22 protein-coding genes are annotated in these 24,128 nt (G+C 63.0%); 2 read left to right on the top strand and 20 right to left on the bottom strand.

Features of this window, described 5'->3' with window-relative positions; all coding sequences use genetic code 11:
* Positions 1 to 3 precede the first annotated feature (3 nt).
* From nuoJ to RTI28_RS17215, 19 genes are all read right to left on the bottom strand, one after another.
* A complete protein-coding gene (nuoJ, locus tag RTI28_RS17305; protein ID WP_316921594.1) occupies positions 4 to 504 on the bottom strand; it encodes an NADH-quinone oxidoreductase subunit J in 501 nt (166 codons plus the stop codon).
* Between the two features lie 9 nt (positions 505 to 513).
* Positions 514 to 1,062 carry an NADH-quinone oxidoreductase subunit NuoI gene (gene nuoI / locus RTI28_RS17300; protein ID WP_042125483.1) on the bottom strand — a complete coding sequence of 183 codons (549 nt, stop codon included), beginning with the start codon at positions 1,060 to 1,062 and terminating at the stop codon, positions 514 to 516.
* Between the two features lie 11 nt (positions 1,063 to 1,073).
* Positions 1,074 to 2,081, bottom strand: a complete 1,008-nt coding sequence (nuoH, locus tag RTI28_RS17295) for an NADH-quinone oxidoreductase subunit NuoH (RefSeq protein WP_316921593.1) — start codon at positions 2,079 to 2,081, stop codon at positions 1,074 to 1,076.
* Entirely contained in the window at positions 2,078 to 4,792 is a 2,715-nt protein-coding gene (nuoG, locus tag RTI28_RS17290) for an NADH-quinone oxidoreductase subunit NuoG (protein ID WP_316921592.1), read from the bottom strand. Before nuoG ends, nuoH begins: the two co-directional genes overlap by 4 nt.
* A 133-nt stretch (positions 4,793 to 4,925) precedes the next feature.
* Positions 4,926 to 6,305 (bottom strand): NADH-quinone oxidoreductase subunit NuoF, encoded by a 1,380-nt coding sequence (nuoF, locus tag RTI28_RS17285; RefSeq protein ID WP_316921591.1) that lies wholly within the window; start codon positions 6,303 to 6,305, stop codon positions 4,926 to 4,928.
* Positions 6,302 to 6,799 carry an NADH-quinone oxidoreductase subunit NuoE gene (gene nuoE / locus RTI28_RS17280; RefSeq protein WP_316921590.1) on the bottom strand — a complete coding sequence of 166 codons (498 nt, stop codon included), beginning with the start codon at positions 6,797 to 6,799 and terminating at the stop codon, positions 6,302 to 6,304. Before nuoE ends, nuoF begins: the two co-directional genes overlap by 4 nt.
* Before the next feature lie 2 nt (positions 6,800 to 6,801).
* Positions 6,802 to 8,583, bottom strand: coding sequence for an NADH-quinone oxidoreductase subunit C/D (nuoC, locus tag RTI28_RS17275; RefSeq protein ID WP_316921589.1), 1,782 nt, complete (start codon positions 8,581 to 8,583; stop codon positions 6,802 to 6,804).
* A gap of 77 nt (positions 8,584 to 8,660) precedes the next feature.
* A complete protein-coding gene (locus tag RTI28_RS17270; protein ID WP_042125472.1) occupies positions 8,661 to 9,338 on the bottom strand; it encodes an NADH-quinone oxidoreductase subunit B in 678 nt (225 codons plus the stop codon).
* Between the two features lie 10 nt (positions 9,339 to 9,348).
* A complete protein-coding gene (locus tag RTI28_RS17265; protein WP_009400986.1) occupies positions 9,349 to 9,762 on the bottom strand; it encodes an NADH-quinone oxidoreductase subunit A in 414 nt (137 codons plus the stop codon).
* A 356-nt stretch (positions 9,763 to 10,118) separates the two neighbouring features.
* Positions 10,119 to 10,781, bottom strand: a complete 663-nt coding sequence (locus RTI28_RS17260; protein ID WP_316921588.1) for a lysoplasmalogenase — start codon at positions 10,779 to 10,781, stop codon at positions 10,119 to 10,121.
* A gap of 140 nt (positions 10,782 to 10,921) precedes the next feature.
* Positions 10,922 to 12,247, bottom strand: a complete 1,326-nt coding sequence (gene aceA / locus RTI28_RS17255) for an isocitrate lyase (RefSeq protein WP_316921587.1) — start codon at positions 12,245 to 12,247, stop codon at positions 10,922 to 10,924.
* 517 nt (positions 12,248 to 12,764) lie between these two features.
* Complete coding sequence (locus RTI28_RS17250; RefSeq protein ID WP_316921586.1) at positions 12,765 to 13,508, bottom strand: secretin N-terminal domain-containing protein; 744 nt, start codon at positions 13,506 to 13,508, stop codon at positions 12,765 to 12,767.
* A 193-nt stretch (positions 13,509 to 13,701) separates the two neighbouring features.
* Positions 13,702 to 14,133, bottom strand: coding sequence for a GNAT family N-acetyltransferase (locus RTI28_RS17245; protein ID WP_316921585.1), 432 nt, complete (start codon positions 14,131 to 14,133; stop codon positions 13,702 to 13,704).
* Positions 14,126 to 15,295 carry a cupin domain-containing protein gene (locus RTI28_RS17240; protein ID WP_316921584.1) on the bottom strand — a complete coding sequence of 390 codons (1,170 nt, stop codon included), beginning with the start codon at positions 15,293 to 15,295 and terminating at the stop codon, positions 14,126 to 14,128. The genes RTI28_RS17245 and RTI28_RS17240 overlap by 8 nt, the downstream gene beginning before the upstream one ends.
* 82 nt (positions 15,296 to 15,377) lie before the next feature.
* Positions 15,378 to 16,748 carry an adenylosuccinate lyase gene (purB, locus tag RTI28_RS17235; protein WP_316921583.1) on the bottom strand — a complete coding sequence of 457 codons (1,371 nt, stop codon included), beginning with the start codon at positions 16,746 to 16,748 and terminating at the stop codon, positions 15,378 to 15,380.
* Between the two features lie 88 nt (positions 16,749 to 16,836).
* The gene (gene hflD / locus RTI28_RS17230; protein ID WP_316921582.1) at positions 16,837 to 17,457 is read right to left on the bottom strand and encodes a high frequency lysogenization protein HflD; all 621 of its coding nucleotides are present in this window, start codon (positions 17,455 to 17,457) and stop codon (positions 16,837 to 16,839) included.
* On the bottom strand, positions 17,454 to 18,578 hold the full coding sequence (gene mnmA, locus RTI28_RS17225) for a tRNA 2-thiouridine(34) synthase MnmA (protein WP_316921581.1): 1,125 nt from the start codon (positions 18,576 to 18,578) through the stop codon (positions 17,454 to 17,456). Before mnmA ends, hflD begins: the two co-directional genes overlap by 4 nt.
* 69 nt (positions 18,579 to 18,647) lie before the next feature.
* Positions 18,648 to 19,088: an NUDIX hydrolase gene (locus RTI28_RS17220; RefSeq protein ID WP_316921580.1), complete on the bottom strand. Its 441-nt coding sequence runs from the start codon at positions 19,086 to 19,088 to the stop codon at positions 18,648 to 18,650.
* Between the two features lie 211 nt (positions 19,089 to 19,299).
* Positions 19,300 to 21,525, bottom strand: a complete 2,226-nt coding sequence (locus tag RTI28_RS17215) for an NADP-dependent isocitrate dehydrogenase (RefSeq protein ID WP_316921579.1) — start codon at positions 21,523 to 21,525, stop codon at positions 19,300 to 19,302.
* Positions 21,526 to 21,941: 416 nt separating this feature from the next.
* Between RTI28_RS17215 and icd the strand changes: the two genes are divergently transcribed.
* On the top strand, positions 21,942 to 23,198 hold the full coding sequence (icd, locus tag RTI28_RS17210; protein ID WP_316921578.1) for an NADP-dependent isocitrate dehydrogenase: 1,257 nt from the start codon (positions 21,942 to 21,944) through the stop codon (positions 23,196 to 23,198).
* A 63-nt stretch (positions 23,199 to 23,261) separates the two neighbouring features.
* Here icd and cspD read toward each other — a convergent pair whose 3' ends face one another.
* Positions 23,262 to 23,513 (bottom strand): cold shock domain-containing protein CspD, encoded by a 252-nt coding sequence (cspD, locus tag RTI28_RS17205; RefSeq protein ID WP_316921577.1) that lies wholly within the window; start codon positions 23,511 to 23,513, stop codon positions 23,262 to 23,264.
* 230 nt (positions 23,514 to 23,743) lie between these two features.
* Here cspD and clpS point away from each other — a divergent pair, with 230 nt between their 5' ends.
* Positions 23,744 to 24,106 (top strand): ATP-dependent Clp protease adapter ClpS, encoded by a 363-nt coding sequence (gene clpS, locus RTI28_RS17200; RefSeq protein ID WP_042125447.1) that lies wholly within the window; start codon positions 23,744 to 23,746, stop codon positions 24,104 to 24,106.
* Positions 24,107 to 24,128 lie beyond the last annotated feature (22 nt).

The raw sequence follows: 24,128 nt of genomic DNA, 5'->3' as shown, positions 1-24,128 counted from the left end.
TGATTACTCCTTCGCCTCGTTGCGGCCGACGTGGAAGGCCGTGACCACTGCGGCGAGCAGCAGCATGGAGGCCAGTTCAACTACCAGCAGGTACGGACCGAACAGGCTGATGCCGACGGCCTTGGCGTCAACGGTGGTGTGGCCGATGGCCGCACCGCTCGGGGTGACGAACAGCACGTACATCAGCTCAAGCAGCAGCAGGGCGGCGAGGAACACCGGCCCGGCCCAGATGCCTGGGGTCAGCCAGCCACGTTCCTGGGCGACCGAGGCCGGCCCCAGGTTGAGCATCATCACCACGAAGACGAACAGCACCATGATGGCGCCGGCGTAGGCGATCACTTCCAGGGCGCCGGCGAACGGGGCGCCGAGGGCGAAGAAGGTCATCGCCACGGAGATCAGGGAGATGATCAGGTAGAGCAGGGCGTGCACGGGGTTGGTGTTGGTGATCACCCGAAGGGTGGACACCACAGCGACACCGGATGCGAAATAGAAAGCGAATTCCATCTTTCTTCCTTAAGGGAGCAAGCTCTTCACGTTGATCGGCTCGGCTTCGTTCTGCGCGGCGCCTTTCGGCTTGCCGGCAACGGCCATACCTGCAACACGGTAGAAGTTGTAGTCGGGATTCTTGCCGGGGCCGGAGATCAGCAGATCTTCTTTCTCGTACACCAGGTCCTGACGTTTGAACTCGGCCATTTCGAAATCCGGGGTGAGCTGGATCGCGGTGGTCGGGCAGGCTTCCTCGCAGAGGCCGCAGAAAATGCAGCGCGAGAAGTTGATGCGGAAGAACTCGGGGTACCAGCGTCCGTCATCGGTTTCGGCTTTCTGCAGCGAGATGCAACCCACCGGGCAGGCCACGGCGCACAGGTTGCACGCGACGCAGCGCTCTTCGCCATCGGGGTCGCGGGTCAGCACGATGCGGCCACGGTAGCGGGGCGGCAGGTAGACCGGCTCTTCCGGGTATTGCAGGGTGTCGCGCTTGCGGAACCCGTGGGAGAACACCATCACCAGGCTGCGCAGCTGGGTGCCGGTGCCCTTAACGATGTCGCCAATATATTTGAACATGGGTCAAATCCTCACTGGGCCGCAACAGCTGGCGTGTTGAGCAACACGATCGCAGCGGTCACCAGCAAATTGATCAGGGTCAGCGGCAGGCAGAACTTCCAGCTGAAGTCCATCACCTGGTCATAGCGCGGGCGCGGGATCGAGGCACGCAGCAGGATGAACAGCATGATGAAGAAGCCGGTCTTCAGGGCGAACCAGATGAACGGGATCTGCGGCAGGATATCGAACGGACCGTGCCAGCCACCGAAGAACAGGGTTACCAGCAGCGCCGAGATCAGGATGATGCCGATGTACTCGCCGACGAAGAACATGCCCCATTTCATGCCGGCATACTCGATGTGGTAACCGTCGGCCAGTTCCTGCTCCGCTTCCGGCTGGTCGAACGGGTGACGGTGAGTCACGGCCACGCCAGCGATGAAGAAGGTACAGAAGCCGAAGAACTGCGGAATGATGAACCACAGGTTCTGCGCCTGGTAGTCGACGATGTCTCGCATGTTGAACGAACCGGCCTGGACCACCACGCCCATCAGCGCCAGGCCCATGAACACTTCATAGGACACGGTCTGGGCGGAGGCACGCAGGCTGCCGAGCAGGGCGTACTTGTTGTTCGACGACCAGCCGGCGAACAGTACGGCGTACACCGACAGGCCAGCCATGGCGAAGAAGAACAGCAGGCCGATGTTCAGGTCCGCGACACCCCAGGTCGGGGTGATCGGGATGATCACGAAGGCGATCAGCAGTGCGCTCATGGCGACTACCGGGGCCAGGGTGAAGATCATGCGGTCGACGAAGGGCGGGTTCCAGTCTTCCTTGAAGAACATCTTCAGCATGTCGGCGGCGATCTGGAACATGCCGAACGGGCCGACGCGGTTCGGACCGTAGCGGTCCTGCCACCAGCCCAGCAGGCGCCGCTCGACGAAGCTGAGCAGCGCGCCGCAGACCACCACCGCCAGCAGGACCACGATGGCCTTGAGGACGGCGATGATCACATCGATCACTTCGGGGGTGAACCAGCTCATTGTGCTGCCTCCTGCAGGCCTTCGACGGACGCACCGAAGATGGCTGGCGGAATACCGGCCAGGCCTTTCGGCAGGGCAACCAGGCCAGCGCCCAGTTCTTCATTGATACGCAGCGGCAGGCGCAGGGTCTGGCCGGCTACGTTCAGGCTGAGCAGGGCACCTTCGTTGACGCCCAGGCGGTCGGCTTCCGACTTGGCCAGCGCGACGTAAGGCTGCGGGATGCGTTCCTGCACCGGGGCGGCACGGGAGGAGTTCTCCTCGCTGCCGAACAGGTGGTAGAACGGCACCGCTTTCCAGGTGCCACGGGCCGGGGCGAAGGCGCCCGGAACGCTGGCGAACCAGTTCAGGCGATCGCCTTGCGACTCGATCAGGCGGGTGCCTGGATCGCCAGCACGCAGGTGGCCACCGACCTCGTCCTGGAACTTGTTCCAGGCTTGCGGCGAGTTCCAGCCCGGCGACCAGGCGAACGGCACCTGGGAGCGCGGTTCGGCGGAGCCCGAGTAGCCTTCCATGGAGAAGGCGAAGGCGGTGTCCTTGTCCTGCGGGGTACGCGGTTCGTGCACGCTGATGTTGGCGCGCATGGCGGTACGACCGGAGTAGCGCAGCGGCTCGCGGGCCAGTTTCAGGCCCTTGATGCGGAACGCGGCGGACGGCGCGGCGTTGACGATGCCGGCCAGTTGCGGCGCGACAGTGGCGCAGGCGCTGGTGACCTGGTCGAGCTGGGTCCAGTCCACCGGCTTGTTCAGCAGGGTCGCACGCAGGGCGTGCATCCAGCGCCAGCCTTCGTGGACCAGGATGCTGCTGTCCAGGTAGGTCGGATCGAAGACCTGGAAGAAGCGCTGGGCGCGGCCTTCCTGGCTGACCAGGGTACCGTCGCCTTCGGCGAAGGAGGCGGCCGGCAGCACCAGGTGGGCACGGTCGGTGGTCGCGGTCTTCGAGTGATCGGCGACGATGATCACCTTGGCGGCGGCGAAGGCGGCGTCGACCTTGGCGGCCGGCACGCGGCTGTACAGGTCGTTTTCCAGGACGACGATGGCGTCGGCCTTGCCGGAAATCACCGCGTCGAGGGCGGCGTCGACGGAGTCGCCACCGAACATGGCCATGCCGATGCTGTTGGCTTCCGGCACCACCAGGCTCAGGGAGCCGGCTTTTTCACGCAGCTTCAGGGCCTTGGCGATGTTGGCCGCGGCTTCGATCAGGGCTTTTTCGCCCAGCGAGCCACCGGACACGATCAGCGGACGCTTGGCGGCGACCAGGGCGTCGGCGATGCGCTTGGCCAGTTCCACGGCCTCGGCGTCCAGGCCTTCGACGGCCGGGGCGCTCGGGTCGATGGCATGGGCCACGGCGAAACCGATACGGGCCAGGTCGGCGGGAGCGGCGTGCACGCACTCTTCGGCGACGTCATCGAGCTTGGTCTCGGCCAGGCTGGCGATGAACAGCGGGTACAGCGCGTGCTGGCCGATGTTCTTCACCGCGGCGTCGAGCCATGGCTGCACTTTCATTGCTTCGGCCATGGCCTCGGCCTTGCCCTTGGTGGCCTGGCGCACGGCCAGGGCGACGCGGGCAGCGGTCTGGGTCAGGTCTTCGCCGAGGACGAACACGGCATCGTGGTCCTCGATGTCGCGCAGGGTCGGGACCGGCAGCGGGCTGTCGTTGAGCACCTGCAGGACCAGGCGCACGTGCGCAAGCTCTGCAGCTTCCATACCCGAGTAGAAGTACTCGGCGCCGACCAGCTCGCGCAGGCCGTAGTTGCTTTCCAGGCTGGCGCGTGGCGAACCGATGCCGACGATGGTACGGCCGCGCAGCAGGTCGGCGGCCTTGTCCAGGGCGGCGTCCAGGCTCAGCTTGCTGCCATCGGCGAGCAGTGGCTGGCGTGGGCGGTCGGCGCGGTTGACGTAGCCGTAGCCGAAGCGGCCGCGGTCGCAGAGGAAGTACTGGTTCACCGAGCCGTTGAAGCGGTTCTCGATGCGGCGCAGTTCGCCGTAGCGTTCACCGGGGCTGATGTTGCAGCCGCTGGAGCAGCCATGGCAGATGCTCGGGGCGAACTGCATGTCCCATTTGCGGTTGTAGCGCTCGGAGTGGGTCTTGTCGGTGAACACACCGGTCGGACAGACCTCGGTCAGGTTGCCGGAGAACTCGCTCTCCAGGGCACCGTCCTCGACGCGGCCGAAGTAGACGTTGTCGTGGGCGCCATAGACACCCAGGTCGGTACCGCCGGCGTAGTCCTTGTAGTAGCGCACGCAGCGATAGCAGGCGATGCAGCGGTTCATCTCGTGGGCGATGAACGGGCCGAGCTCCTGGTTCTGGTGGGTACGCTTGGTGAAACGGTAGCGGCGCTCGTTGTGGCCGGTCATTACCGTCATGTCCTGCAGGTGGCAGTGACCGCCTTCCTCGCACACCGGGCAGTCGTGCGGGTGGTTGGTCATCAGCCATTCGACGACGCTGGCGCGGAACGCCTTGGACTCGTCGTCGTCGATGGAGATCCAGGTGCCGTCGGAGGCAGGGGTCATGCAGGACATGACGATACGACCGCGGGTGTCGTTCTCGTCGGTGTACTGCTTGACCGCGCACTGCCGGCAGGCGCCGACGCTACCGAGCGCCGGGTGCCAGCAGAAATAGGGGATGTCGAGGCCGAGCGACAGACATGCCTGTAACAGGTTGTCCGCACCGTTGACTTCGAGCGCTTTGCCGTCTACGTGGATAGTGGCCATGGTTCAAAGTTCTTCGTTGGCCCGCGTGAGCGGGTGTGGCTAATGGAAATCGGTGTGCCCGCGGCTCGCGCGACAGTGTCGGGCGAGCCCGCGTGGCTGGCGGAGGGCACGGACCCTCCGCTTTTTCATCTTGTTATGCGCCGACTACAATCGGCCCGGCCGGCAGAGGCTTGGCCAGGTTCGGGCTCAGGGCTTCGGCAGCAGGATTGCTGGCGACGCCGGCCTCGAACTCCGAGCGGAAGTATTTGATGGCACTGCCCAGCGGCTCGACGGCACCTGGTGCGTGAGCACAGAAGGTGCGGCCTGGGCCGAGGAAGTTGACCAGCTGCAGCAGGGTGTCGATGTCCTCGCGCTTGCCCTGGCCTTTCTCCAGTGCGCGCAGCATCTTCACGCTCCATGGCAGGCCGTCGCGGCACGGTGTGCACCAGCCGCAGGATTCGCGGGCGAAGAACTCTTCCATGTTGCGCAGCAGGGAGACCATGCTGATGCTGTCGTCCACCGCCATGGCCAGGCCGGTACCCATCCGGGTGCCGACCTTGGCGATGCCACCGGCGTACATCTGCGCATCGAGGTGCTCGGGCAGGAGGAAGCCGGTACCGGCGCCGCCTGGCTGCCAGCACTTGAGCTTGTAGCCGTCGCGCATGCCGCCGGCGTAGTCCTCGAACAGCTCGCGGGCGGTGACGCCGAACGGCAGTTCCCACAGGCCCGGGTTCTTCACCTTGCCGGAGAAGCCCATCAGCTTGGTGCCGTGGTCTTCGCTGCCTTCGCGGGCCAGCGACTTGTACCAGTCGACGCCGCCATCGACGATCGCCGGCACGTTGCACAGGGTCTCGACGTTGTTGACGCAGGTCGGCTTGCCCCAGACGCCGACGGCGGCGGGGAAGGGCGGCTTGGAGCGCGGGTTGGCGCGACGGCCTTCCAGCGAGTTGATCAGCGCGGTTTCTTCACCGCAGATGTAGCGGCCGGCACCGGTGTGCACGAACAGCTCGAAATCGAAACCGCTGCCGAGGATGTTCTTGCCCAGCAGGCCTGCGGCCTTGGCTTCATCGATGGCGCGGTTGAGGTTGCGCGCGGCGGTGGTGTACTCGCCACGCAGGAAGATGTAGCCGCGGTAGGCCTTGAGGGCACGGGCGCTGATCAGCATGCCCTCGACCAGCAGATGGGGCTGTTGCTCCATCAGCATGCGGTCCTTCCAGGTGTTCGGCTCCATTTCGTCCGCGTTGCACAGCAGGTAGCGGATGTTCATGGATTCGTCTTTCGGCATCAGGCCCCACTTCACGCCGGTGGGGAAGCCCGCACCGCCGCGGCCCTTGAGGCCGGAGTCCTTGACGGTCTGGACGATATCGTCCTGGGACATCTGCGCGAACGCCTTGCGTGCTGCGGCATAGCCATTCTTCGCCTGGTATTCGTCGAACCATACCGGTTCGCCGTCATCGCGCAGACGCCAGGTCAGCGGATGGGTCTCGGCCTTGCGCGCGATGCGGTTGGCCGGGCCGAAGGAAGTGATGGTCATACGTAACCCTCCAGCAGTTTGGCGACACCGGTTGGCTGCACATCGCCAAAGGTATCGTCGTCGATCATCAGCGCCGGGGCCTTGTCGCAGTTGCCCAGGCAGCACACCGGCAGCAGGGTGAAGCGGCCGTCCGGGGTGGTCTGGCCAAGGCCGATGCCCAGCTCGCTCTGGATCTGGCCGACCACGGATTCATGGCCGCCGATGTAGCAGACCATGCTGTCGCAGACGCGGATGATGTGGCGACCGACCGGCTGGCGGAAGATCTGACTATAGAAGGTCGCCACGCCTTCGACGTCGCTGGCGGGAATGCCGAGGATCTCGCCGATGGCGTGGATGGCGCCGTCCGGCACCCAGCCGCGCTGCTTCTGGACGATCTTCAGGGCTTCGATGGACGCCGCGCGCGGGTCCTCGTAGTGGTGCATCTCGTGCTCGATGGCCGAGCGCTCGGTTTCGCTCAGGGCGAAACGGTCGGTTTGGATAAGCGTGCTGTTCATGCTTAGCGGTCCACGTCAGCCATAACGAAGTCGATACTGCCCAGGTACGCGATGAGGTCCGCGACCATGCTGCCGCGGATCACCGAAGGGATCTGCTGCAGGTGCGGGTAGCTCGGCGTGCGAATCCGGGTGCGGTAGCTCATGGTGCCGCCGTCGCTCGTCAGGTAGTAACTGTTGATGCCCTTGGTCGCCTCGATCATCTGGAAGGACTCGTTGGCCGGCATGACCGGACCCCACGAAACCTGCAGGAAGTGGGTGATCAGGGTTTCGATGTGCTGCAGGGTGCGCTCTTTCGGCGGCGGCGTGGTCAGCGGGTGATCCGCCTTGTACGGGCCTTCCGGCATGTTGCGCAGGCACTGGTCGATGATGCGGATACTCTGGCGCATCTCCTCGACACGGACCATGCAGCGATCGTAGGCATCGCCGTTGTGGGCCAGCGGTACTTCGAACTCGAAGTTCTCGTAGCCGGAGTAAGGACGGGCCTTGCGCAGGTCGAAGTCCAGGCCGGTGGAACGCAGGCCGGCACCGGTGACGCCCCAGGCCAGGGCTTCCTTGGTGTTGTACTGGGCAACGCCGATGGTGCGGCCCTTGAGGATGCTGTTCTGCAGGGCGGCCTTGGTGTATTCGTCGAGGCGCTTGGGCAGCCATTCGACGAAGTCCTTGACCAGCTTGTCCCAGCCGCGTGGCAGGTCGTGGGCGACGCCACCGATGCGGTACCAGGCCGGGTGCAGGCGGAAGCCGGTGATGGCTTCGATCACGGTGTAGGCGCGCTGACGGTCGGTGAAGGTGAAGAACACCGGGGTCATGGCGCCGACGTCCTGGATGTAGGTACCCAGGAACAGCAGGTGGCTGGTGATGCGGAAGAACTCGGCGAGCATCACGCGGATGGTGTCGACCTTCTGCGGCACCTTGATCCCGGCCAGCTTCTCGACGGCAAGGACGTACGGCAGGTTGTTCATCACCCCGCCGAGGTAGTCGATACGGTCGGTGTAGGGAATGAAGCTGTGCCAGGACTGGCGCTCGGCCATCTTCTCGGCGCCACGGTGGTGGTAGCCGATGTCCGGGACGCAGTCGACGATCTCTTCACCGTCCAGCTGCAGGACGATACGGAAGGCACCGTGGGCGGACGGGTGGTTCGGGCCGAGGTTGAGGAACATGTAGTCCTCGTTCGCGCCCTGACGCTTCATGCCCCAGGCTTCCGGATTGAAGCGCGCGGCTTCTTCTTCCAGCTGCTGCTTGGCCAGGTTCAGGGTGAACGGATCGAACTCGGTGGCGCGCGCCGGGAAGTCCTTGCGCAGCGGGTGACCTTCCCAGGTCGGCGGCATCATGATGCGGGTCAGGTGCGGGTGGCCCGGGAAGTCGATGCCGAACATGTCCCAGACTTCGCGCTCGTACCAGTTGGCGTTCGGCCAGATACCGGTGATGGTCGGCACGCTCAGGTCGGTTTCGCTGAGGGAAACCTTGATCATCACGTCGCTGTTACGTTCCACCGAGAGCAGGTGGTAGAACACGGTGAAGTCGGCACCCGGCAGGCCGCGGCGCTGGGTGCGCAGACGCTCGTCGACGCCGTGCAGGTCGTACAGCATGCTGTACGGCTTGGCGACGTTGCGCAGGAAGGTCATCACTTCGATCAGGCGGGCGCGGTCAACCCACAGCACCGGCATGCCGGTACGGGTTTCCTGGGCGGTGAACGCCTCGGCGCCAAAACGGTTGTGCAGTTCGACGACCACATCCTGGTCGTCAGCCTTGTAAGGCGGAATATAAATAGCGGTGTCCGCTGTCATGGTCTCGGTCGCTTTCGGTCAACGTAGAGAATGAAGCCAGGCCGCCGGTTCCTGGGAACGGGCGGCAGGTCGCTGGATCAGACTTCGTCGGGGCTGCGCAGGTTGGTCACCTGCATGCGCTGTTCACGACGCAGATCTTTCTGGGCCGGCATCTCGGCGCGGTACACGCCTTGATCGCCGACGACCCAGGAAAGAGGGCGTCGCTCCTGGCCGATCGATTCCTGCAAGAGCATCAGGCCTTGCAGGAACGCTTCAGGGCGAGGCGGGCAGCCGGGTACGTAGACATCCACGGGGAGGAACTTGTCGACCCCCTGGACGACCGAGTAGATGTCGTACATGCCGCCGGAGTTGGCGCACGAACCCATGGAAATGACCCACTTCGGTTCCAGCATCTGCTCGTACAGGCGCTGGATGATCGGCGCCATCTTGATGAAGCAGGTGCCGGCGATGACCATGAAGTCGGCCTGACGCGGTGATGCCCGGATCACTTCGGCGCCGAAACGGGCGATGTCGTGCGGCGCGGTGAACGCCGTGGTCATCTCCACGTAGCAGCAGGACAGGCCGAAGTTGTACGGCCACAGGGAGTTCTTGCGACCCCAGTTGACCGCGCCACTCAGCACATCTTCAAGCTTGCCCATGAAGATGTTCTTGTGGACCTGGTCCTCTAGCAGCGAATCGGAGACGGTTTCCCGTTCTCCGATGGGATACTGCTCGTTGGGCGCATCCGGATCGATTCTGGTGAGATTGTATTGCATTGCCAAAGCCTCATTGTTTCAGCTTCGCTTGCCGCTTGCGGCGACCCACGGGAGCCCAATCGAGCGCCCCGACCCGCCAAAGGTAGACAAGACCTGCCAACAGAATTGCTATGAAAACGAGTGCTTCGACGAATCCGGTCCAGCCGCTTTCGCGGACGGACACAGACCATGCAAAGAGAAAGAGGGCTTCGATATCGAAGATCACGAACAGCATCGCGACCAGATAGAATTTGGCCGACAGGCGCAGACGGGCGCCGCCGGTGGGCAGCATGCCGGATTCGAACGGTTCGTTCTTGCTGCGGCCCCAGGCCTTGCTGCCGAGCAGGCTGGACAGGCCGAGCATGAAGGCGCAGAGGCCGACGACACCCAACAGGAAAATGGCGAAACCCCAGTTGTGGGCGATCAGTCCAGTCGAATCGGGCATGCTGAGAATCCTTAACAGAGCACGTGGTCTCTGAGCTTGAAAAGAAGTAGAGCAGTGACGATATGTCGCAGCGGAATCTATCGCGCTGATTTTATGGGTAAACCGGGTGCAAGTAAAATTTCTGCTGCAAATTTATTCGTAGGATTAAGAACAAAAATCTTTCGTAACTCGCTGAAAGCCTTGTATTTCGGGCATTGTCGCTGGTTTCGTTAATTATGTTTCTTTCCCGGCGTAATGAACTGCAAGTTTCGAAATGATAATTGATATCATTTAGAGGTCTGCTGTTATTCCGACTGTTCGAGTCAACTAAGAAGTTCATTGCCTGTTTCCCCTGCACGTTATTTGCAGCCCGTGTTCTAGACGCTTTTGTCCGGTGTCGTCGCGCTCTGGATCAAGGTTTCGGCGGATGTTGCCGACTGCGCCGAGGCGGCGATTGCCCATTGCCCGAGCCAGTAGAACAGGATGATCAGGTACGGCGCGGCAGCGAACGGGCTGACGAAGCGGTCGATGCCGATCAGGCTGTCGGAGAACACGAAACTCAGCGCGCCGATGCCAGCCAGGCCGCCGCAGGCCAGGGCGCGCCAGAGCATGGCGCTGATGGTCAGGGCGTACAGCGCTACTGGCACCAGCAGCGCTCCAAGGCCGTTCCAGGCCAGCAGGCCGAACAGGCTGGCGCCACACAGCGCGGCGATCAGCAGGGCGCCGGTGGCGAGGTGGCGGGTCTTGCCCAGGTAGGCCCAGAGATACGCCAGGTGGGCGCAGAGAAACGCTGCCAGGCCGACGACGAACCAGTCTCCCGGCCAGGCCAGGGCCAGGTCACCGATGATCGACAGGCCCAGTCCGGTCATGACCGCATGGCGATAGGCCGTTGCCGGCGCACGGGTCAGCCAGAGCAGCAGCATCAGCACCGGAATCGGTTTCGCCGCCAGGGCCAGCCAGGGGCTGCCGGCGTGCAGTGCATATAGATAGAGGGCGCCGCCCAGCAGGGCGAGGGCGAGCAGGGGTGTGGAGCGGGGCATGGCCGGTCCTTTGATCTGGCGTGCGTGCAAGCATAGCCAAAGGATCGCGACACGAGGTGCGGGGAGAAAATGAAACGAGGCCCGGAACCCCATCACAGGTTCCGGGCCTCGCGTGTTACCCGAATGCTACAGCGCTTGAATCAGTGGAACTGCTCTTCTTCGGTGGAGCCGGTCAGCGCGGTCACCGAGGACGAACCGCCCTGGATCACGGTGGTCATGTCGTCGAAGTAGCCGGTGCCGACTTCCTGCTGGTGAGCAACGAAGGTGTAGCCTTTCGATGCGTCAGCGAATTCCTGCTCCTGCAGCTTGACGTAGGCGGTCATGTCGTTGCGGGCGTAGTCGTGCGCCAGGTTGAACATGCCGTGCCACATGTTGTGGATACCGGCCAGGGTGATGAACTGGTGCTTGTAGCCCATTGCCGACAGTTCGCGCTGGAACTTGGCGATGGTGGCGTCGTCCAGGTTCTTCTTCCAGTTGAAGGAAGGCGAGCAGTTGTACGACAGGATCTGGTCCGGGTATTCCTTCTTGATCGCTTCGGCGAAGCGACGGGCTTCGTCCAGGTCCGGCTTGGCGGTTTCGCACCAGATCAGGTCGGCGTAAGGAGCGTAGGCCAGGCCGCGGGCGATGGCTTGATCCAGGCCGGCACGAACCTTGTAGAAACCTTCCTGGGTGCGCTCGCCGATCACGAACGGCTGGTCGTACGGGTCGCAGTCGCTGGTCAGCAGGTCAGCGGCGTTGGCGTCGGTACGGGCCAGGATGATGGTCGGTACGCCGGCAACGTCGGCTGCCAGACGAGCAGCGGTCAGCTTCTGCACGGCTTCCTGGGTTGGAACCAGTACTTTGCCGCCCATGTGGCCGCACTTCTTCACGGAAGCCAGCTGGTCTTCGAAGTGAACGCCGGCAGCGCCTGCTTCGATCATGTTCTTCATCAGCTCGTAGGCGTTCAGTACGCCGCCGAAACCGGCTTCGGCGTCAGCCACGATCGGTGCGAAGTAGTCGACGTAGCCTTCGTCGCCTGGGTTCTTGCCAGCTTTCCACTGGATCTGGTCGGCGCGACGGAACGAGTTGTTGATGCGCTTGACCACGGTCGGAACCGAGTCCACTGGGTACAGGGACTGGTCTGGGTACATGGATTCGGCCGAGTTGTTGTCGGCAGCCACTTGCCAGCCGGACAGGTAGATGGCCTGGATGCCGGCCTTGACCTGTTGAACAGCCTGGCCGCCGGTCAGGGCGCCCATGCAGTTGACGAAATCTTTTTCAGGGCGGAAGGACGGATGCGCGCCCTTGGTCACCAGGTTCCACAGTTTTTCCGCACCCAGGCGAGCCAGGGTGTGCTCTGGCTGGATCGAACCACGCAGACGGACGACATCGGCAGCGGTGTAGGTACGGGTCACGCCTTTCCAGCGCGGGTTCTCGGCCCAGTCTTTTTCGAGGGCTGCAATTTGCTGTTCGCGTGTCAGTGCCATGGAAATAAACCTCGTCGCATAGGTCTTGGTGAAAAATGTTCGCTCTGTCGGCTGCGCTGTTCTTACAGGGGCAGCACCGAATGCTCGCGGCTCAGGAACGCTGGCGATGAATCAGTCTCGTCTGGCGAAATCGCGACGTTGAACGATGGGCTCGGGGGAGGAAGTGAGCAGGGTGCGGGCGACTGCCGGGCAGGTTGGCTCGTGGTTGCCGTGCTGCTTCGATCAGGGAATGCCATGTACCGTTTGATGCGCTTCCGTCCCTCGGGACAACTTCGTTCCAGTCGTGATCTCGTCAAACGCGCCTTGTGGGCCGTACAGACACGAATCGGCCTCGGGGGTAGGTTCGAGGCGCGACCCGAAGGCCCTTGCCAGGGCCCCTGATTAGCGGGAGCGGGGCCATCATGCCTCTGCGATTGCAGGTCGTCAAATGTTTTGTAGTGGTTTTTTCATTCCACTACATCTTTGGTCTAATGCGACCCATCAGTCAGTTTCAAAGCCGTTGGTCGAGGCCTTGATTTCACTGGCTTGCGCCCAGTTCGTCGACTTTTACCCGCAATGTCATGTTTTCACCGCGCTGGGTCGAGTACGAGAGGGCCGAGGTAGAGCGTTCGGCTTGGCTTTGAGCATTGAACCCCGCGAGGGTGATCCATTCGCCGAGCCTGCCGGTGACCTTTGTGTCGGTACTTTGTACTTTCACTACATCCTGGCGCTCCTGGCTCATGCGGTCGTTGTTGGTGCTGATGTTCAGGTGCACGGTGTCGCCGGCGACACTGGCGGTGACATAGAAACCCTGGGTGACGTTGCGGTATTCGGTCTGGCTTTGCAGGCGCCCATAGCTGTCGGTCTGGGTGCTGGTGACGGGAATGCTCTGGCCGATCTGGATCAGTGCCGGGGTGCCTTCGCTGGCTTGCACCTGCTGCAGGCCGCCGTCGCGATTGGCGGTGCCGTAGCGGATGATCCGGGCGTTGCCGCGGTTGTCCTGGAAGTTGCTGTCGTTGTTGTCGACGCTGATCAGCAGGCGTTTCGGCGCTGTGTCCAGATCGCGCAGAAGGGTGCGAAGTTCGTCGATCTTGCCGGGTTCTGCCTTGACGATAAGTTTGTTCTCGAAGGCGCTGACGCTGCCGTCGCGGCCCAGGAAGGCTTGCGCGGCGGGGAGGATTTCGGCGCTGGTGCGGTGGTTCAGGGGCAGGACTTCGGTAGCGGCCAGCGCGTTGAGGCTGAACGACAGAAGCAGGGAGGCGAGCAGGGAGCGTAGCGGCATGTCCATGATCTCCGCGGGTGGAGTGGACATGATGGCAAAGATTGTGAAGGTTGTATGGGTTGTGTTTGCTGGCTCGGGCCTTTGTAGGAGCGTGGCTTGCCCGCGAAGGACCGCAGCGCGGTCCCGCATGGCGACGCAAATGCGGACCGCGCTGCGGTCCTTCGCGGGCAAGCCGCGCTCCTACGGGGGTGTGTTACAGCGGTTTCGAGTCGCGCACCATGTCTACATGGGGAATGCCGGCTTCCAGGAACTCCTCGCTGACCACGCGGAACCCCAGGCGCTCGTAGAACGCCGTGGCATGGGTTTGCGCCGTCAGCATCTGCTGGCTCAGGTCGCGGTTCTGCGCCTCGACGATGGCCGCCTGCATCAGCGCATCGCCGACTTTCAGGCCGCGCCAGTCCTTGAGCACCGAAACCCGGCCGATCTGGCCGTCCGGCAGCAGGCGCGCGGTACCGATGGCGTAGTCGTCCTCGACGGCAAGGAAGTGGATCGCGTCGTTGTCGTCCGAATCCCATTCCAGCTCTGGCGGCACGTTCTGCTCGGCGATGAATACCGCCTCGCGAATGCGCCGGATATCGGCGTTGTCCTTGTGCCAGTCGGCCAGACGGACCTTGATCTTATTCATTGGCGAACCCCAGGCTTCCTTGCTTGACCAGTTGGCAGACCAGTTCCAGGCCGGTTTCGTCGCCCAGCCAGTCGGCCAGGTTCTCGATGTGCAGGGCGTCGGCGGCGCAGATCAGCTTCAGCAGTTCGCGCAGATGGCCCGGCAGCAGGCGGCTCTGGCCGCTGGCGAAGAGCAGCAGGTTGTCGTCCACTTCCGACCAGGCCAGGCGCGCGCTCGGATTGCGGATGATGATCGCGCCTTGCTCCAGGCTGTCGACCAGGTCTTCTTCGCTCAGTTCTTCGCCGCTGACCAGTTCCGGGTAGCGTGGCTCGGTCATGAACTGGCCGAACCAGGTCAGCAGCAGGCGTTCGTCGCCCATGTGCTCGTTGAGCAGGCTTTTCAGGCGACCGAGGGCATCGTGCTGGATCTGGTGGGGATCGTCGCTGACCGGCTGGGCATCGGCGTCGCTGTAGCGCTCTTCATCGGTGAGGAACTGGCCGAGGAAATCGGTGAAGTGGGTCAGCACTTCGGCGGCGCTTGGCGCGCGGAAGCCTACCGAGTAGGTCAGGCAGTCGTCTTCGGCAACGCCGTAGTGCGCCAGGCGTGGCGGCAGGTAGAGCATGTCGCCGGGCTCCAGGACCCACTCGTCGCTCTGCTCGAAGTCGGCGAGGATACGCAGGTCGGCATGCTCCAGCAGGGCGCTGTCGCTGTTGCACATCTGCCCGACTTTCCAGTTGCGCTTGCCGTGGCCCTGCAGGAGGAACACGTCGTAGTTGTCGAAGTGCGGGCCGACGCTGCCACCTGGCGCGGCGAAGCTGATCATCACGTCGTCGATGCGCCAGCTCGGCAGGAAGCGGAAGTGCTCCAGCAGTTCGGCGACCTCGGGGACGAACTGGTCGACCGACTGCACCAGCAGGGTCCAGTCACGCTCCGGCAGGGTGCTGAAGGTGTCTTCGGTGAACGGGCCGCGGCGCAGTTCCCACGGGGTTTCGCCGTGTTCGAGCACCAGGCGCGATTCGACTTCTTCTTCCAGGGCCAGGCCGGCCAGTTCGTCGGCGTCGATGGGGCTTTCGAAATCGGTAAAGGCCTGACGGACCAGCAACGGTTTTTTCTGCCAGTAGTCGCGCATGAACTGGCGCGCGGTCAAACCGCCGAGAAGCTGCAGTGGGATATCAGGATTCATGATTAACCTATTGAAAAAAGACAATTTTCTTTCAGGAATAAAAACGCCCGGCTCGGCCGGGCGTTAAAACGCGGGTCGCGGATCAGACGCGCTTGGCTTGCGCCGCTGCGTTACCGATGTAGCTGGCAGGGGTCAGCTTCTTCAGCTCTTCGCGAGCTTCGGCTGGCATGTCCAGGCCGTCGATGAAGGTCAGCAGCGCCTGCGGGCTGATGCCCTTGCCACGAGTCAGCTCCTTGAGCTTCTCGTAGGGGTTCTCGATGTCGTAGCGGCGCATCACGGTCTGGATCGGCTCGGCCAGGACTTCCCAGCAGGCGTCCAGGTCTTCGGCGATGCGTGCGGTGTTGATTTCCAGCTTGCCGATGCCTTTGAGGCTGGCTTCGTAGGCGATCACGCTGTGGGCGAAGCCGACACCGAGGTTGCGCAGCACGGTGGAGTCGGTCAGGTCACGCTGCCAGCGGGAGATCGGCAGCTTGCTGGCCAGGTGCTGGAACAGCGCGTTGGCGATGCCCAGGTTGCCTTCGGAGTTCTCGAAGTCGATCGGGTTGACCTTGTGCGGCATGGTCGAGGAGCCGATTTCGCCGGCGACGGTCTTCTGCTTGAAGTAGCCCAGCGAGATGTAGCCCCAGACGTCGCGGTCGAAGTCGATGAGGATGGTGTTGAAGCGGGCGATCGCGTCGAACAGCTCGGCGATGTAGTCGTGCGGCTCGATCTGCGTGGTGTACGGGTTGAACACCAGGCCCAGCTCGTCTTCGATGAAGGCGCGGGCGTTGGCTTCCCAGTCGATCTGCGGGTAGGCCGACAGGTGCGCGTTGTAGTTGCCCACGGCGCCGTTGATCTTGCCCAGCAGCGGTACGGCGGCGACCTGCGCGATCTGCCGCTCCAGGCGGTAGACGACGTTGGCCAGCTCTTTGCCCAGGGTGGTCGGCGACGCCGGCTGGCCGTGGGTGCGCGACAGCATCGGCACGTCGGCGAAGCGGTGCGCCAGGGTGCGGATGGCTTCGGCGATCTGGCGCATCAGCGGCAGCAGCACGCTGTCACGGCCTTCACGCAGCATCAGGGCGTGGGACAGGTTGTTGATGTCCTCGCTGGTGCAGGCGAAGTGGATGAACTCGCTGACCTTGGCCAGTTCCGGCAGCTTGGCGGCCTGCTCCTTGAGCAGGTACTCGATGGCCTTGACGTCGTGGTTGGTGGTGCGCTCGATTTCCTTGACGCGCTCGGCGTGCTCGAGGGTGAAGTCGTCGGCCAGGCCATTGAGCAGTGCGTTGGCGTCGGCGGAGAAGGCCGGAACCTCGGCGATCTGCGGGTGGGCGGCCAGGCGCTGGAGCCAGCGTACTTCGACCAGGGCGCGGAAACGGATCAGGCCGTATTCGCTGAAAATGGGGCGCAGGGCCTGGGTTTTGCCGGCGTAGCGGCCGTCTACAGGGGAAACCGCAGTGAGCGAGGAGAGCTGCATGGGGTGTTCTCGGACAGTCAGGCTTTTAAGAGGGCGCATATCATACATGAAAAATGCGCCGGAGTCGGGTGGCTGACAAAAGGTACTGTCAGCCGCGAAGCATCGGGTAAAGCTCGCGCAGCAGTTTGCGGCGGCTGAACACCAGCTGCCAGCGATGCCCGCCCAACTGCCGCCAGAGGCGCGCGGCGCGGATGCCGGCAAGCAGCAGGGCGCGAATCTTCGAGGCGTTGTTGGTCTGCTGCAGGTGGCGCATGTCGCCATGCACCTGGATGCGCTGGCGCAGGGTGCTCAACGTATCCTGATACAGCGCGCCGCTCGAGGCGATGACGTTTTCGTGAACCAGGCCGAAGTGATCGGCCTGGGACTGGATCTGCGGCAGGCGATTGCCGATGGTTTCCAGCATGTCGTCACGCTTGGCCAGTTGGCGTTCCAGGCCGAGCATGGACAGGGCGTAGCGCAGCGGCTCGCGCTGCAGGCTACCGGGGTCGCGCTCGAGGGCACTGGCCAGGGCGCGGTAGCCGTCGCGCAGGTTGATGTCGTCGCCGCCGAAGACTTCCAGGGTGTCCTTCGGGTCGCGCACCAGCAGGCTGCCGAGCATGCAGCCGATGTTGGCTTCGCTGGCCGAGCCGGTGCGGGCGATGCGGTCCACCAGCACGGCGGCCTGGAACACACCGCCCAGCGCGATCAATTGTTCCTGCGTCTGGTTCATCCGCGGCTGCTCCACGGCTCGGCGATCTCGATCACACCGCCACCGAGGCAGACTTCACCGTCGTAGAACACCACGGACTGACCGGGCGTCACCGCGCGCTGCGGCTCGTCGAACACCGCGCGATAACCGCTGGCGGTGCGCTCCAGGGTGCAGTCCTGGTCGCTCTGGCGGTAGCGCACCTTGGCGGTCAGGCGCCGCGGCACGGACAGGTCGATCGGGTTGACCCAGAAAATCTCCGAGGCGAGCAGGGCGCGGGAGAACAGCCACGGGTGTTCGTTGCCCTGGCCGACCACCAGCACGTTGCGCGACAGGTCTTTTTCCAGCACGTACCACGGCTCGTCGCCGGCGTCCTTGAGACCGCCGATGCCAAGGCCCTGGCGCTGGCCGATGGTGTGGTACATCAGGCCGTGGTGCTGGCCGATGACCTCGCCATCGGTGGTCTGGATCTCGCCTGGTTGGGCGGGCAGGTACTGCTTGAGGAAGTCGCTGAAACGACGTTCGCCGATGAAGCAGATGCCGGTGGAGTCCTTCTTCTTCGCCGTGGCCAGGCCATGTTTCTCAGCGATGGCGCGGACTTCGGGCTTTTCCAGTTCGCCCACCGGGAACAGGGTGCGGGCGATCTGCTCGCCGCCGACGGCGTGGAGGAAATAGCTCTGGTCCTTGTTCGGATCGAGGCCCTTGAGCAGTTCGGTGCGGCCGTCGATATCGCGGCGGCGCACGTAGTGGCCGGTGGCGATCAGGTCGGCGCCCAGGGCCAGGGCGTAGTCGAGGAACGCCTTGAACTTGATCTCACGGTTGCACAGGATGTCCGGGTTCGGCGTGCGGCCGGCCTTGTACTCCTCGAGGAAGTGCTCGAAGACGTTGTCCCAGTATTCCGCGGCGAAGTTGGCGGTGTGCAGCTTGATGCCGATGCGGTCGCACACGGCCTGGGCGTCGGCCAGGTCTTCGCGGGCGGTGCAGTATTCGGTGCCGTCGTCCTCTTCCCAGTTCTTCATGAACAGGCCTTCCACCTGGTAGCCCTGCTCCATCAGCAGGAGGGCGGAAACGGAAGAGTCCACGCCGCCGGACATGCCGACGATGACGCGGGTCTTTTCGGGTTCTTGGAGAGCTGGTTCGGACATGGCTATGGGTGCGTATCTGGAAAAAGACGACGATTCTATCAGGCTGCGTCCTGCAAGGCGAAAGGCACCTTAGTTGCGGATCAGCGCCAGGCTGTGCAGCGGACCGCTGAGGTAGTCCTCGATGCACTGTGGTACCAATTCGCTGCGCCAGCGTTGCGGATCGGCGAGCAGTTCCTCGTGGGTCATCCACACGGCGCGCACGATATCGCTGTCCAGGGCGCGTTCGGCATGGTGCTTCACGGGCCTGGCGGCGAAGCAGATGCGCTGGTAGGTCACGCCATTGCTGGGGGCGGTATACAGGTAGATGCCGACGACGCCGGTGAGTTCGACGTCCCAGGCGGTTTCTTCGAGGGTTTCCCGCAACGCGGCCTGGAGCAGGGTCTCGTTGGCCTCCAGGTGGCCGGCGGGCTGGTTGAAGACGTGCTTGCCGGCCTTGAATTCCTCGACCAGGAGGAAGCGGCCCTGGTCTTCGACGATGGTGGCGACGGTGATGTGGGGTTGCCAGGTCATGGTGGAGTCCTTGTTGAGCGTTGCGCCGCCCCCCGTAGGAGCTGGCTTGCCTGCGAAAGGACCGCGGCGCGGTCCCGAAAATCTCATTGGCAACACGGTTTGGGACCGCTTCGCGGTCCTTTCGCAGGCAAGCCAGCTCCTACGGGGGCGTTCGGAGAAATAGAAAAACCCCGGTGCGTGGCCGGGGTTTTCCTTGCTGCTTAAGCGGCCTTTACAGTGCGGCGATCGCGCTGTTGAAGGTCTGGCTTGGGCGCATCACTTTGCTGGTCAGCTCGACGTCGGTGAAGTAGTAGCCACCGATTTCGGCTGGTTTGCCCTGGACGGCGTTGAGCTCGGCGACGATGGTCGCTTCGTTCTCGCTCAGGACCTTGGCCAGCGGGGCGAAGCGCGCCTGCAGGGCGGCGTCTTCGCTCTGGGCGGCCAGTGCCTGGGCCCAGAACAGGGTCAGGTAGAAGTGGCTGCCACGGTTGTCGATGCCGCCGACCTTGCGTGCCGGGGACTTGTTGCCATCCAGGAACTGGCCGGTGGCCTGGTCCAGGGTTGCCGCCAGTACCTTGGCTTTCGGGTTGGCGTAGGCGTTGCCCAGGTGCTCCAGGGACGCGGCCAGGGCAAGGAATTCACCCAGGGAGTCCCAGCGCAGGAAGTTTTCCTCGACCAGTTGCTGCACGTGCTTCGGCGCCGAACCGCCAGCGCCGGTCTCGAACAGACCGCCGTTGTTCATCAGCGGCACGATCGACAGCATCTTGGCGCTGGTGCCCAGTTCCATGATCGGGAACAGGTCGGTCAGGTAGTCGCGCAGCACGTTGCCGGTGACCGAGATGGTGTCCTGGCCGGCGCGGATGCGCTCCAGGGAAACCTTCATCGCTTCGACCGGGGCCAGGACACGGATGTCCAGGCCGGTGGTGTCGTGATCCTTCAGGTACTTCTGCACTTTCTCGATCAGCACGCCGTCGTGGGCGCGTTGCGGGTCGAGCCAGAAGATCGCCGGGGTGCTGCTGGCGCGAGCACGGTTGACGGCCAGCTTGACCCAGTCCTGGATCGGTGCGTCCTTGGTCTGGCACATGCGGAAGATGTCGCCTGCTTCCACTTCCTGTTGCAGCAGCAGGTTGCCCTTGCTGTCCACGACGCGGATGGTGCCGTCGGCCTTGGCCTGGAAGGTCTTGTCGTGAGAGCCGTACTCTTCGGCTTTCTGTGCCATCAGGCCGACGTTCGGCACGCTGCCCATGGTGGTCGGGTCGAAGGCGCCGTGTTTCTTGCAGTCTTCGATCACGGCCTGGTAGATGGTCGCGTAGCAACGGTCCGGGATCAGTGCCTTGGTGTCCTGCAGCTGGCCTGCGGTGTTCCACATCTTGCCCGAGTCACGGATCATCGCCGGCATCGAGGCGTCGACGATCACGTCGCTCGGCACGTGCAGGTTGGTGATGCCCTTGTCGGAGTTGACCATGGCCAGGGCCGGGCGAACGGCGTAGACGGCCTGGATGTCGGCTTCGATCTGCGCCTGCTGCTCGGCTGGCAGGGACTTGATGCGGGCGTACAGGTCGCCGATGCCGTTGTTCAGGTTGAAGCCGATTTCCTCGAGGACGGCGGCGTGCTTGTTCAGCGCGTCGGCGTAGTACTCGGCGACGATCTGGCCGAACATGATCGGGTCGGAGACCTTCATCATGGTGGCTTTCAGGTGGGCCGAGAGCAGTACGCCACTGGCCTTGGCGTCTTCGATTTCCTTGGCGACGAAGGCGCGCAGGGCCTTGGTGCTCATGACCGCGCAGTCGACGATCTCGCCGGCCTTGACCGCGGTTTTTTCTTTCAGGACGGTGGTGGCGCCGTCCTTGCCCAGCAATTCGATACGCAGGCTGTCATCGGCTTCGATGAGTGCGGCTTTTTCGCTGCCGTAGAAGTCGCCGTGGCTCATGTGAGCGACGTGGGACTGGGAGTCAGCGGCCCAGGCGCCCATCTTGTGCGGGTGCTTGCGGGCATAGTTCTTGACCGACAGCGGGGCGCGGCGGTCGGAGTTGCCTTCGCGCAGGACCGGGTTCACGGCGCTGCCCTTGATGCGGTCGTAGCGGGCGCGGGCTTCCTTCTCGGCGTCGTTGGCCGGTGCTTCCGGATAGTCCGGGACGTTGTAGCCCTTGCCTTGCAGCTCCTTGATCGCGGCTTTCAGTTGTGGAACCGAGGCGCTGATGTTCGGCAGCTTGATGATGTTGGCTTCAGGGGTGGTCGCCAGTCGGCCCAGTTCCGCCAGGTGGTCGGCCACTTGCTTGTCGGCGCCGAGCTGTTCTGGGAAGGCGGAGAGGATGCGACCCGCGAGAGAGATGTCCCGGGTTTCTACCGCGATGTCGGCGGTAGCGGTGAAGGCTTCGACGATAGGGAGCAGCGAGAAGGTGGCGAGGGCGGGGGCTTCGTCGGTGAAGGTGTAGATGATCTTGGATCGGGTGGACATATTCGGGTTAACTCTCTGTTTTGCTGAGCGTGCTCGGAATCTCGGTAGGGCGCGCAGGGTAAGCGCTTCGCTCAGACACATCCATGAGCGGAAAGTCGAGGATCCCGGGCTGTGATGGTGGGTTGCATCAGTCGAGTGTCAAACGGCTGGACCGCGGTAACAGTCCAGTCTTGTCGGGGCCGCGGGGCCTGTAGCGGACATCTCGCCCCGAGTGACCCTTGAGTCACCGGCGCAGTATACCAATTCCTTGGTCCTAATCATCAAGGCGAACATATCGGATAATCGTCTATAGACCAAAGACGTAGAGCGTTTTCCCGCTTTGTGACGGTTTTGGCGACAAGGTTCCCGTTCGCCGCCAAGTGGGTTAGGCTCTGGGGATTGCAGGACTTCAAACCAAGAAAAAAGCGGAGTGCAGCATGGGATACCAGAAAATCGAGGTTCCGGCAGTCGGCGACAAAATCACCGTCAACGCAGACCATTCTCTCAATGTTCCAGACAATCCGATCATCCCGTTCATTGAAGGCGACGGCATTGGCGTCGATGTCACCCCGGTCATGATCAAAGTGGTCGACGCTGCGGTCGAGAAGGCTTACGGCGGCAAGCGCAAGATTTCCTGGATGGAAGTCTATGCCGGCGAGAAGGCCACCCAGGTCTATGACCAGGACACCTGGCTGCCCCAGGAAACCCTCGATGCGGTGAAGGATTACGTGGTTTCCATCAAGGGGCCGCTGACTACCCCGGTCGGTGGCGGCATTCGTTCTCTCAACGTGGCCCTGCGCCAGCAACTCGACCTCTACGTCTGCCTGCGCCCCGTGGTGTGGTTCGACGGCGTGCCGAGTCCGGTGAAGAAGCCGGGTGACGTCGACATGGTGATCTTCCGCGAGAACTCCGAGGACATCTATGCCGGCATCGAGTGGAAGGCCGGGTCGCCGGAGGCGAACAAGGTGATCAAGTTCCTCAAGGAGGAAATGGGGGTCACCAAGATCCGTTTCGACCAGGACTGCGGTATCGGCGTCAAGCCGGTGTCGAAGGAAGGCACCCAGCGCCTGGTGCGCAAGGCCCTGCAATATGTCGTGGACAACGACCGCAAGTCGCTGACCATCGTGCACAAGGGCAACATCATGAAGTTCACCGAAGGTGCCTTCAAGGACTGGGGCTACGAAGTGGCGAAGAACGAGTTCGGCGCCGAGTTGCTGGATGGCGGCCCGTGGATGAAGTTCAAGAACCCGAAAACCGGTCGTGAAGTCATCGTCAAGGATGCCATCGCCGACGCGATGCTCCAGCAGATCCTGCTGCGTCCTGCCGAATATGACGTGATCGCCACCCTCAACCTCAACGGTGACTACCTGTCCGATGCCCTGGCAGCGGAAGTGGGCGGTATCGGTATCGCGCCGGGCGCCAACCTGTCCGACACCGTGGCGATGTTCGAAGCGACCCACGGCACCGCGCCGAAGTACGCCGGCAAGGATCAGGTGAACCCGGGCTCGGTGATCCTGTCCGCGGAGATGATGCTGCGCCACCTGGGCTGGACCGAGGCGGCCGACCTGATCATCAAGGGCACCAACGGCGCGATCCGCGCCAAGACCGTGACCTACGACTTCGAGCGACTGATGGAAGGCGCGACCCTGGTCTCGTCCTCCGGCTTCGGTGAAGCGCTGATCAAGCACATGTAAAGAAAAAACCGGCCGACCGTCTCGGGGCGGTTGGCCGGTTTCGACTGAAAATGCTGCCTGTGGTCAGATGCTTGCGGCTGTGGACGTGGCGTTCTGGACCTCGCTGCCGGTTTTACAAGCCTGGATGTTCTTGGCCAGCAATCCGTTGGGGCCCTGAAGAATTTCGAAAGTTACGGCCTGTCCGGCTTTCAGCGTCTTGTAGCCGTCCATCTGGATTGCCGAGTAATGCGCGAACAGGTCATCCGATTTGCCGTCTTCATTGATGAAGCCGTAACCCTTCGCATTGTTGAACCACTTGACTTTACCGCTTGCCATCCTCATATCCCTCTGCAAAGGACTCCATCACTGGAGTATCATCCACTCCATCCGCATACGAACCTGCGAAATTTCTGGTTGACTGCGCGGATCTTTATCGACCACGGTGGGTTCTTATTGGTTGTAACACCGTTTTGCCGATAGTCAAGGTCAGGCGACGAGCCGTATTCTGCGCCGGTTACAGCGGTCAACCCACAACCTTAACCTGTCGAAATGATGAAATTCTTTCCATGCATGCACATAGCCAGATTCGACTAACATTCAATCAGGATCGCCCGCAATCGCATGAGGACGATAGTTCCGGCCTGGCCGTACAGGAATCCAAGCCGGCGCTGCAGGCGCCACCGATGTACAAGGTGGTTTTGTTCAACGATGACTACACACCGATGGATTTCGTCGTCGAAGTGCTCGAGGTGTTTTTTAACCTGAACCGCGAGCTGGCGACCAAGGTCATGCTGGCCGTCCATACAGAAGGGCGGGCAGTGTGCGGATTGTTTACCCGCGACATCGCCGAGACCAAGGCCATGCAGGTCAACCAATACGCCAGGGAAAGCCAGCATCCGCTACTCTGTGAAATCGAGAAGGACGGTTAATCGCCGACCACTTGGGTATGAG

It is taken from the genome of Pseudomonas sp. zfem002 (assembly GCF_032621685.1).
Taxonomy (GTDB): Bacteria; Pseudomonadota; Gammaproteobacteria; order Pseudomonadales; family Pseudomonadaceae; genus Aquipseudomonas; species Aquipseudomonas japonica.
Note: the sequence above shows the minus strand (reverse complement) of the source record. Positions and strands in the feature narration are given on the sequence as shown.

Excerpts from the sequence above, each read along its gene's own strand:
- RTI28_RS17240 (WP_316921584.1), bottom strand. The coding sequence starts at position 15,295 with ATGAATCCTGATATCCCACTGCAGCTTCTCGGCGGTTTGACCGCGCGC.
- clpS (WP_042125447.1), top strand. The coding sequence starts at position 23,744 with ATGCATGCACATAGCCAGATTCGACTAACATTCAATCAGGATCGCCCG.
- nuoG (WP_316921592.1), bottom strand. The coding sequence starts at position 4,792 with ATGGCCACTATCCACGTAGACGGCAAAGCGCTCGAAGTCAACGGTGCG.
- RTI28_RS17250 (WP_316921586.1), bottom strand. The coding sequence starts at position 13,508 with ATGCCGCTACGCTCCCTGCTCGCCTCCCTGCTTCTGTCGTTCAGCCTC.
- RTI28_RS17245 (WP_316921585.1), bottom strand. The coding sequence starts at position 14,133 with ATGAATAAGATCAAGGTCCGTCTGGCCGACTGGCACAAGGACAACGCC.
- nuoF (WP_316921591.1), bottom strand. The coding sequence starts at position 6,305 with ATGACCATCACTTCCTTCGGCCCGGCCAACCGCATCGCGCGCAAGGCC.
- RTI28_RS17260 (WP_316921588.1), bottom strand. The coding sequence starts at position 10,781 with ATGCCCCGCTCCACACCCCTGCTCGCCCTCGCCCTGCTGGGCGGCGCC.
- RTI28_RS17220 (WP_316921580.1), bottom strand. The coding sequence starts at position 19,088 with ATGACCTGGCAACCCCACATCACCGTCGCCACCATCGTCGAAGACCAG.
- RTI28_RS17215 (WP_316921579.1), bottom strand. The coding sequence starts at position 21,525 with ATGTCCACCCGATCCAAGATCATCTACACCTTCACCGACGAAGCCCCC.
- nuoH (WP_316921593.1), bottom strand. The coding sequence starts at position 2,081 with ATGAGCTGGTTCACCCCCGAAGTGATCGATGTGATCATCGCCGTCCTC.
- icd (WP_316921578.1), top strand. The coding sequence starts at position 21,942 with ATGGGATACCAGAAAATCGAGGTTCCGGCAGTCGGCGACAAAATCACC.
- nuoC (WP_316921589.1), bottom strand. The coding sequence starts at position 8,583 with ATGACAGCGGACACCGCTATTTATATTCCGCCTTACAAGGCTGACGAC.
- RTI28_RS17270 (WP_042125472.1), bottom strand. The coding sequence starts at position 9,338 with ATGCAATACAATCTCACCAGAATCGATCCGGATGCGCCCAACGAGCAG.
- RTI28_RS17265 (WP_009400986.1), bottom strand. The coding sequence starts at position 9,762 with ATGCCCGATTCGACTGGACTGATCGCCCACAACTGGGGTTTCGCCATT.
- aceA (WP_316921587.1), bottom strand. The coding sequence starts at position 12,247 with ATGGCACTGACACGCGAACAGCAAATTGCAGCCCTCGAAAAAGACTGG.
- nuoI (WP_042125483.1), bottom strand. The coding sequence starts at position 1,062 with ATGTTCAAATATATTGGCGACATCGTTAAGGGCACCGGCACCCAGCTG.
- nuoE (WP_316921590.1), bottom strand. The coding sequence starts at position 6,799 with ATGAACAGCACGCTTATCCAAACCGACCGTTTCGCCCTGAGCGAAACC.
- cspD (WP_316921577.1), bottom strand. The coding sequence starts at position 23,513 with ATGGCAAGCGGTAAAGTCAAGTGGTTCAACAATGCGAAGGGTTACGGC.
- purB (WP_316921583.1), bottom strand. The coding sequence starts at position 16,748 with ATGCAGCTCTCCTCGCTCACTGCGGTTTCCCCTGTAGACGGCCGCTAC.
- hflD (WP_316921582.1), bottom strand. The coding sequence starts at position 17,457 with ATGAACCAGACGCAGGAACAATTGATCGCGCTGGGCGGTGTGTTCCAG.
- mnmA (WP_316921581.1), bottom strand. The coding sequence starts at position 18,578 with ATGTCCGAACCAGCTCTCCAAGAACCCGAAAAGACCCGCGTCATCGTC.
- nuoJ (WP_316921594.1), bottom strand. The coding sequence starts at position 504 with ATGGAATTCGCTTTCTATTTCGCATCCGGTGTCGCTGTGGTGTCCACC.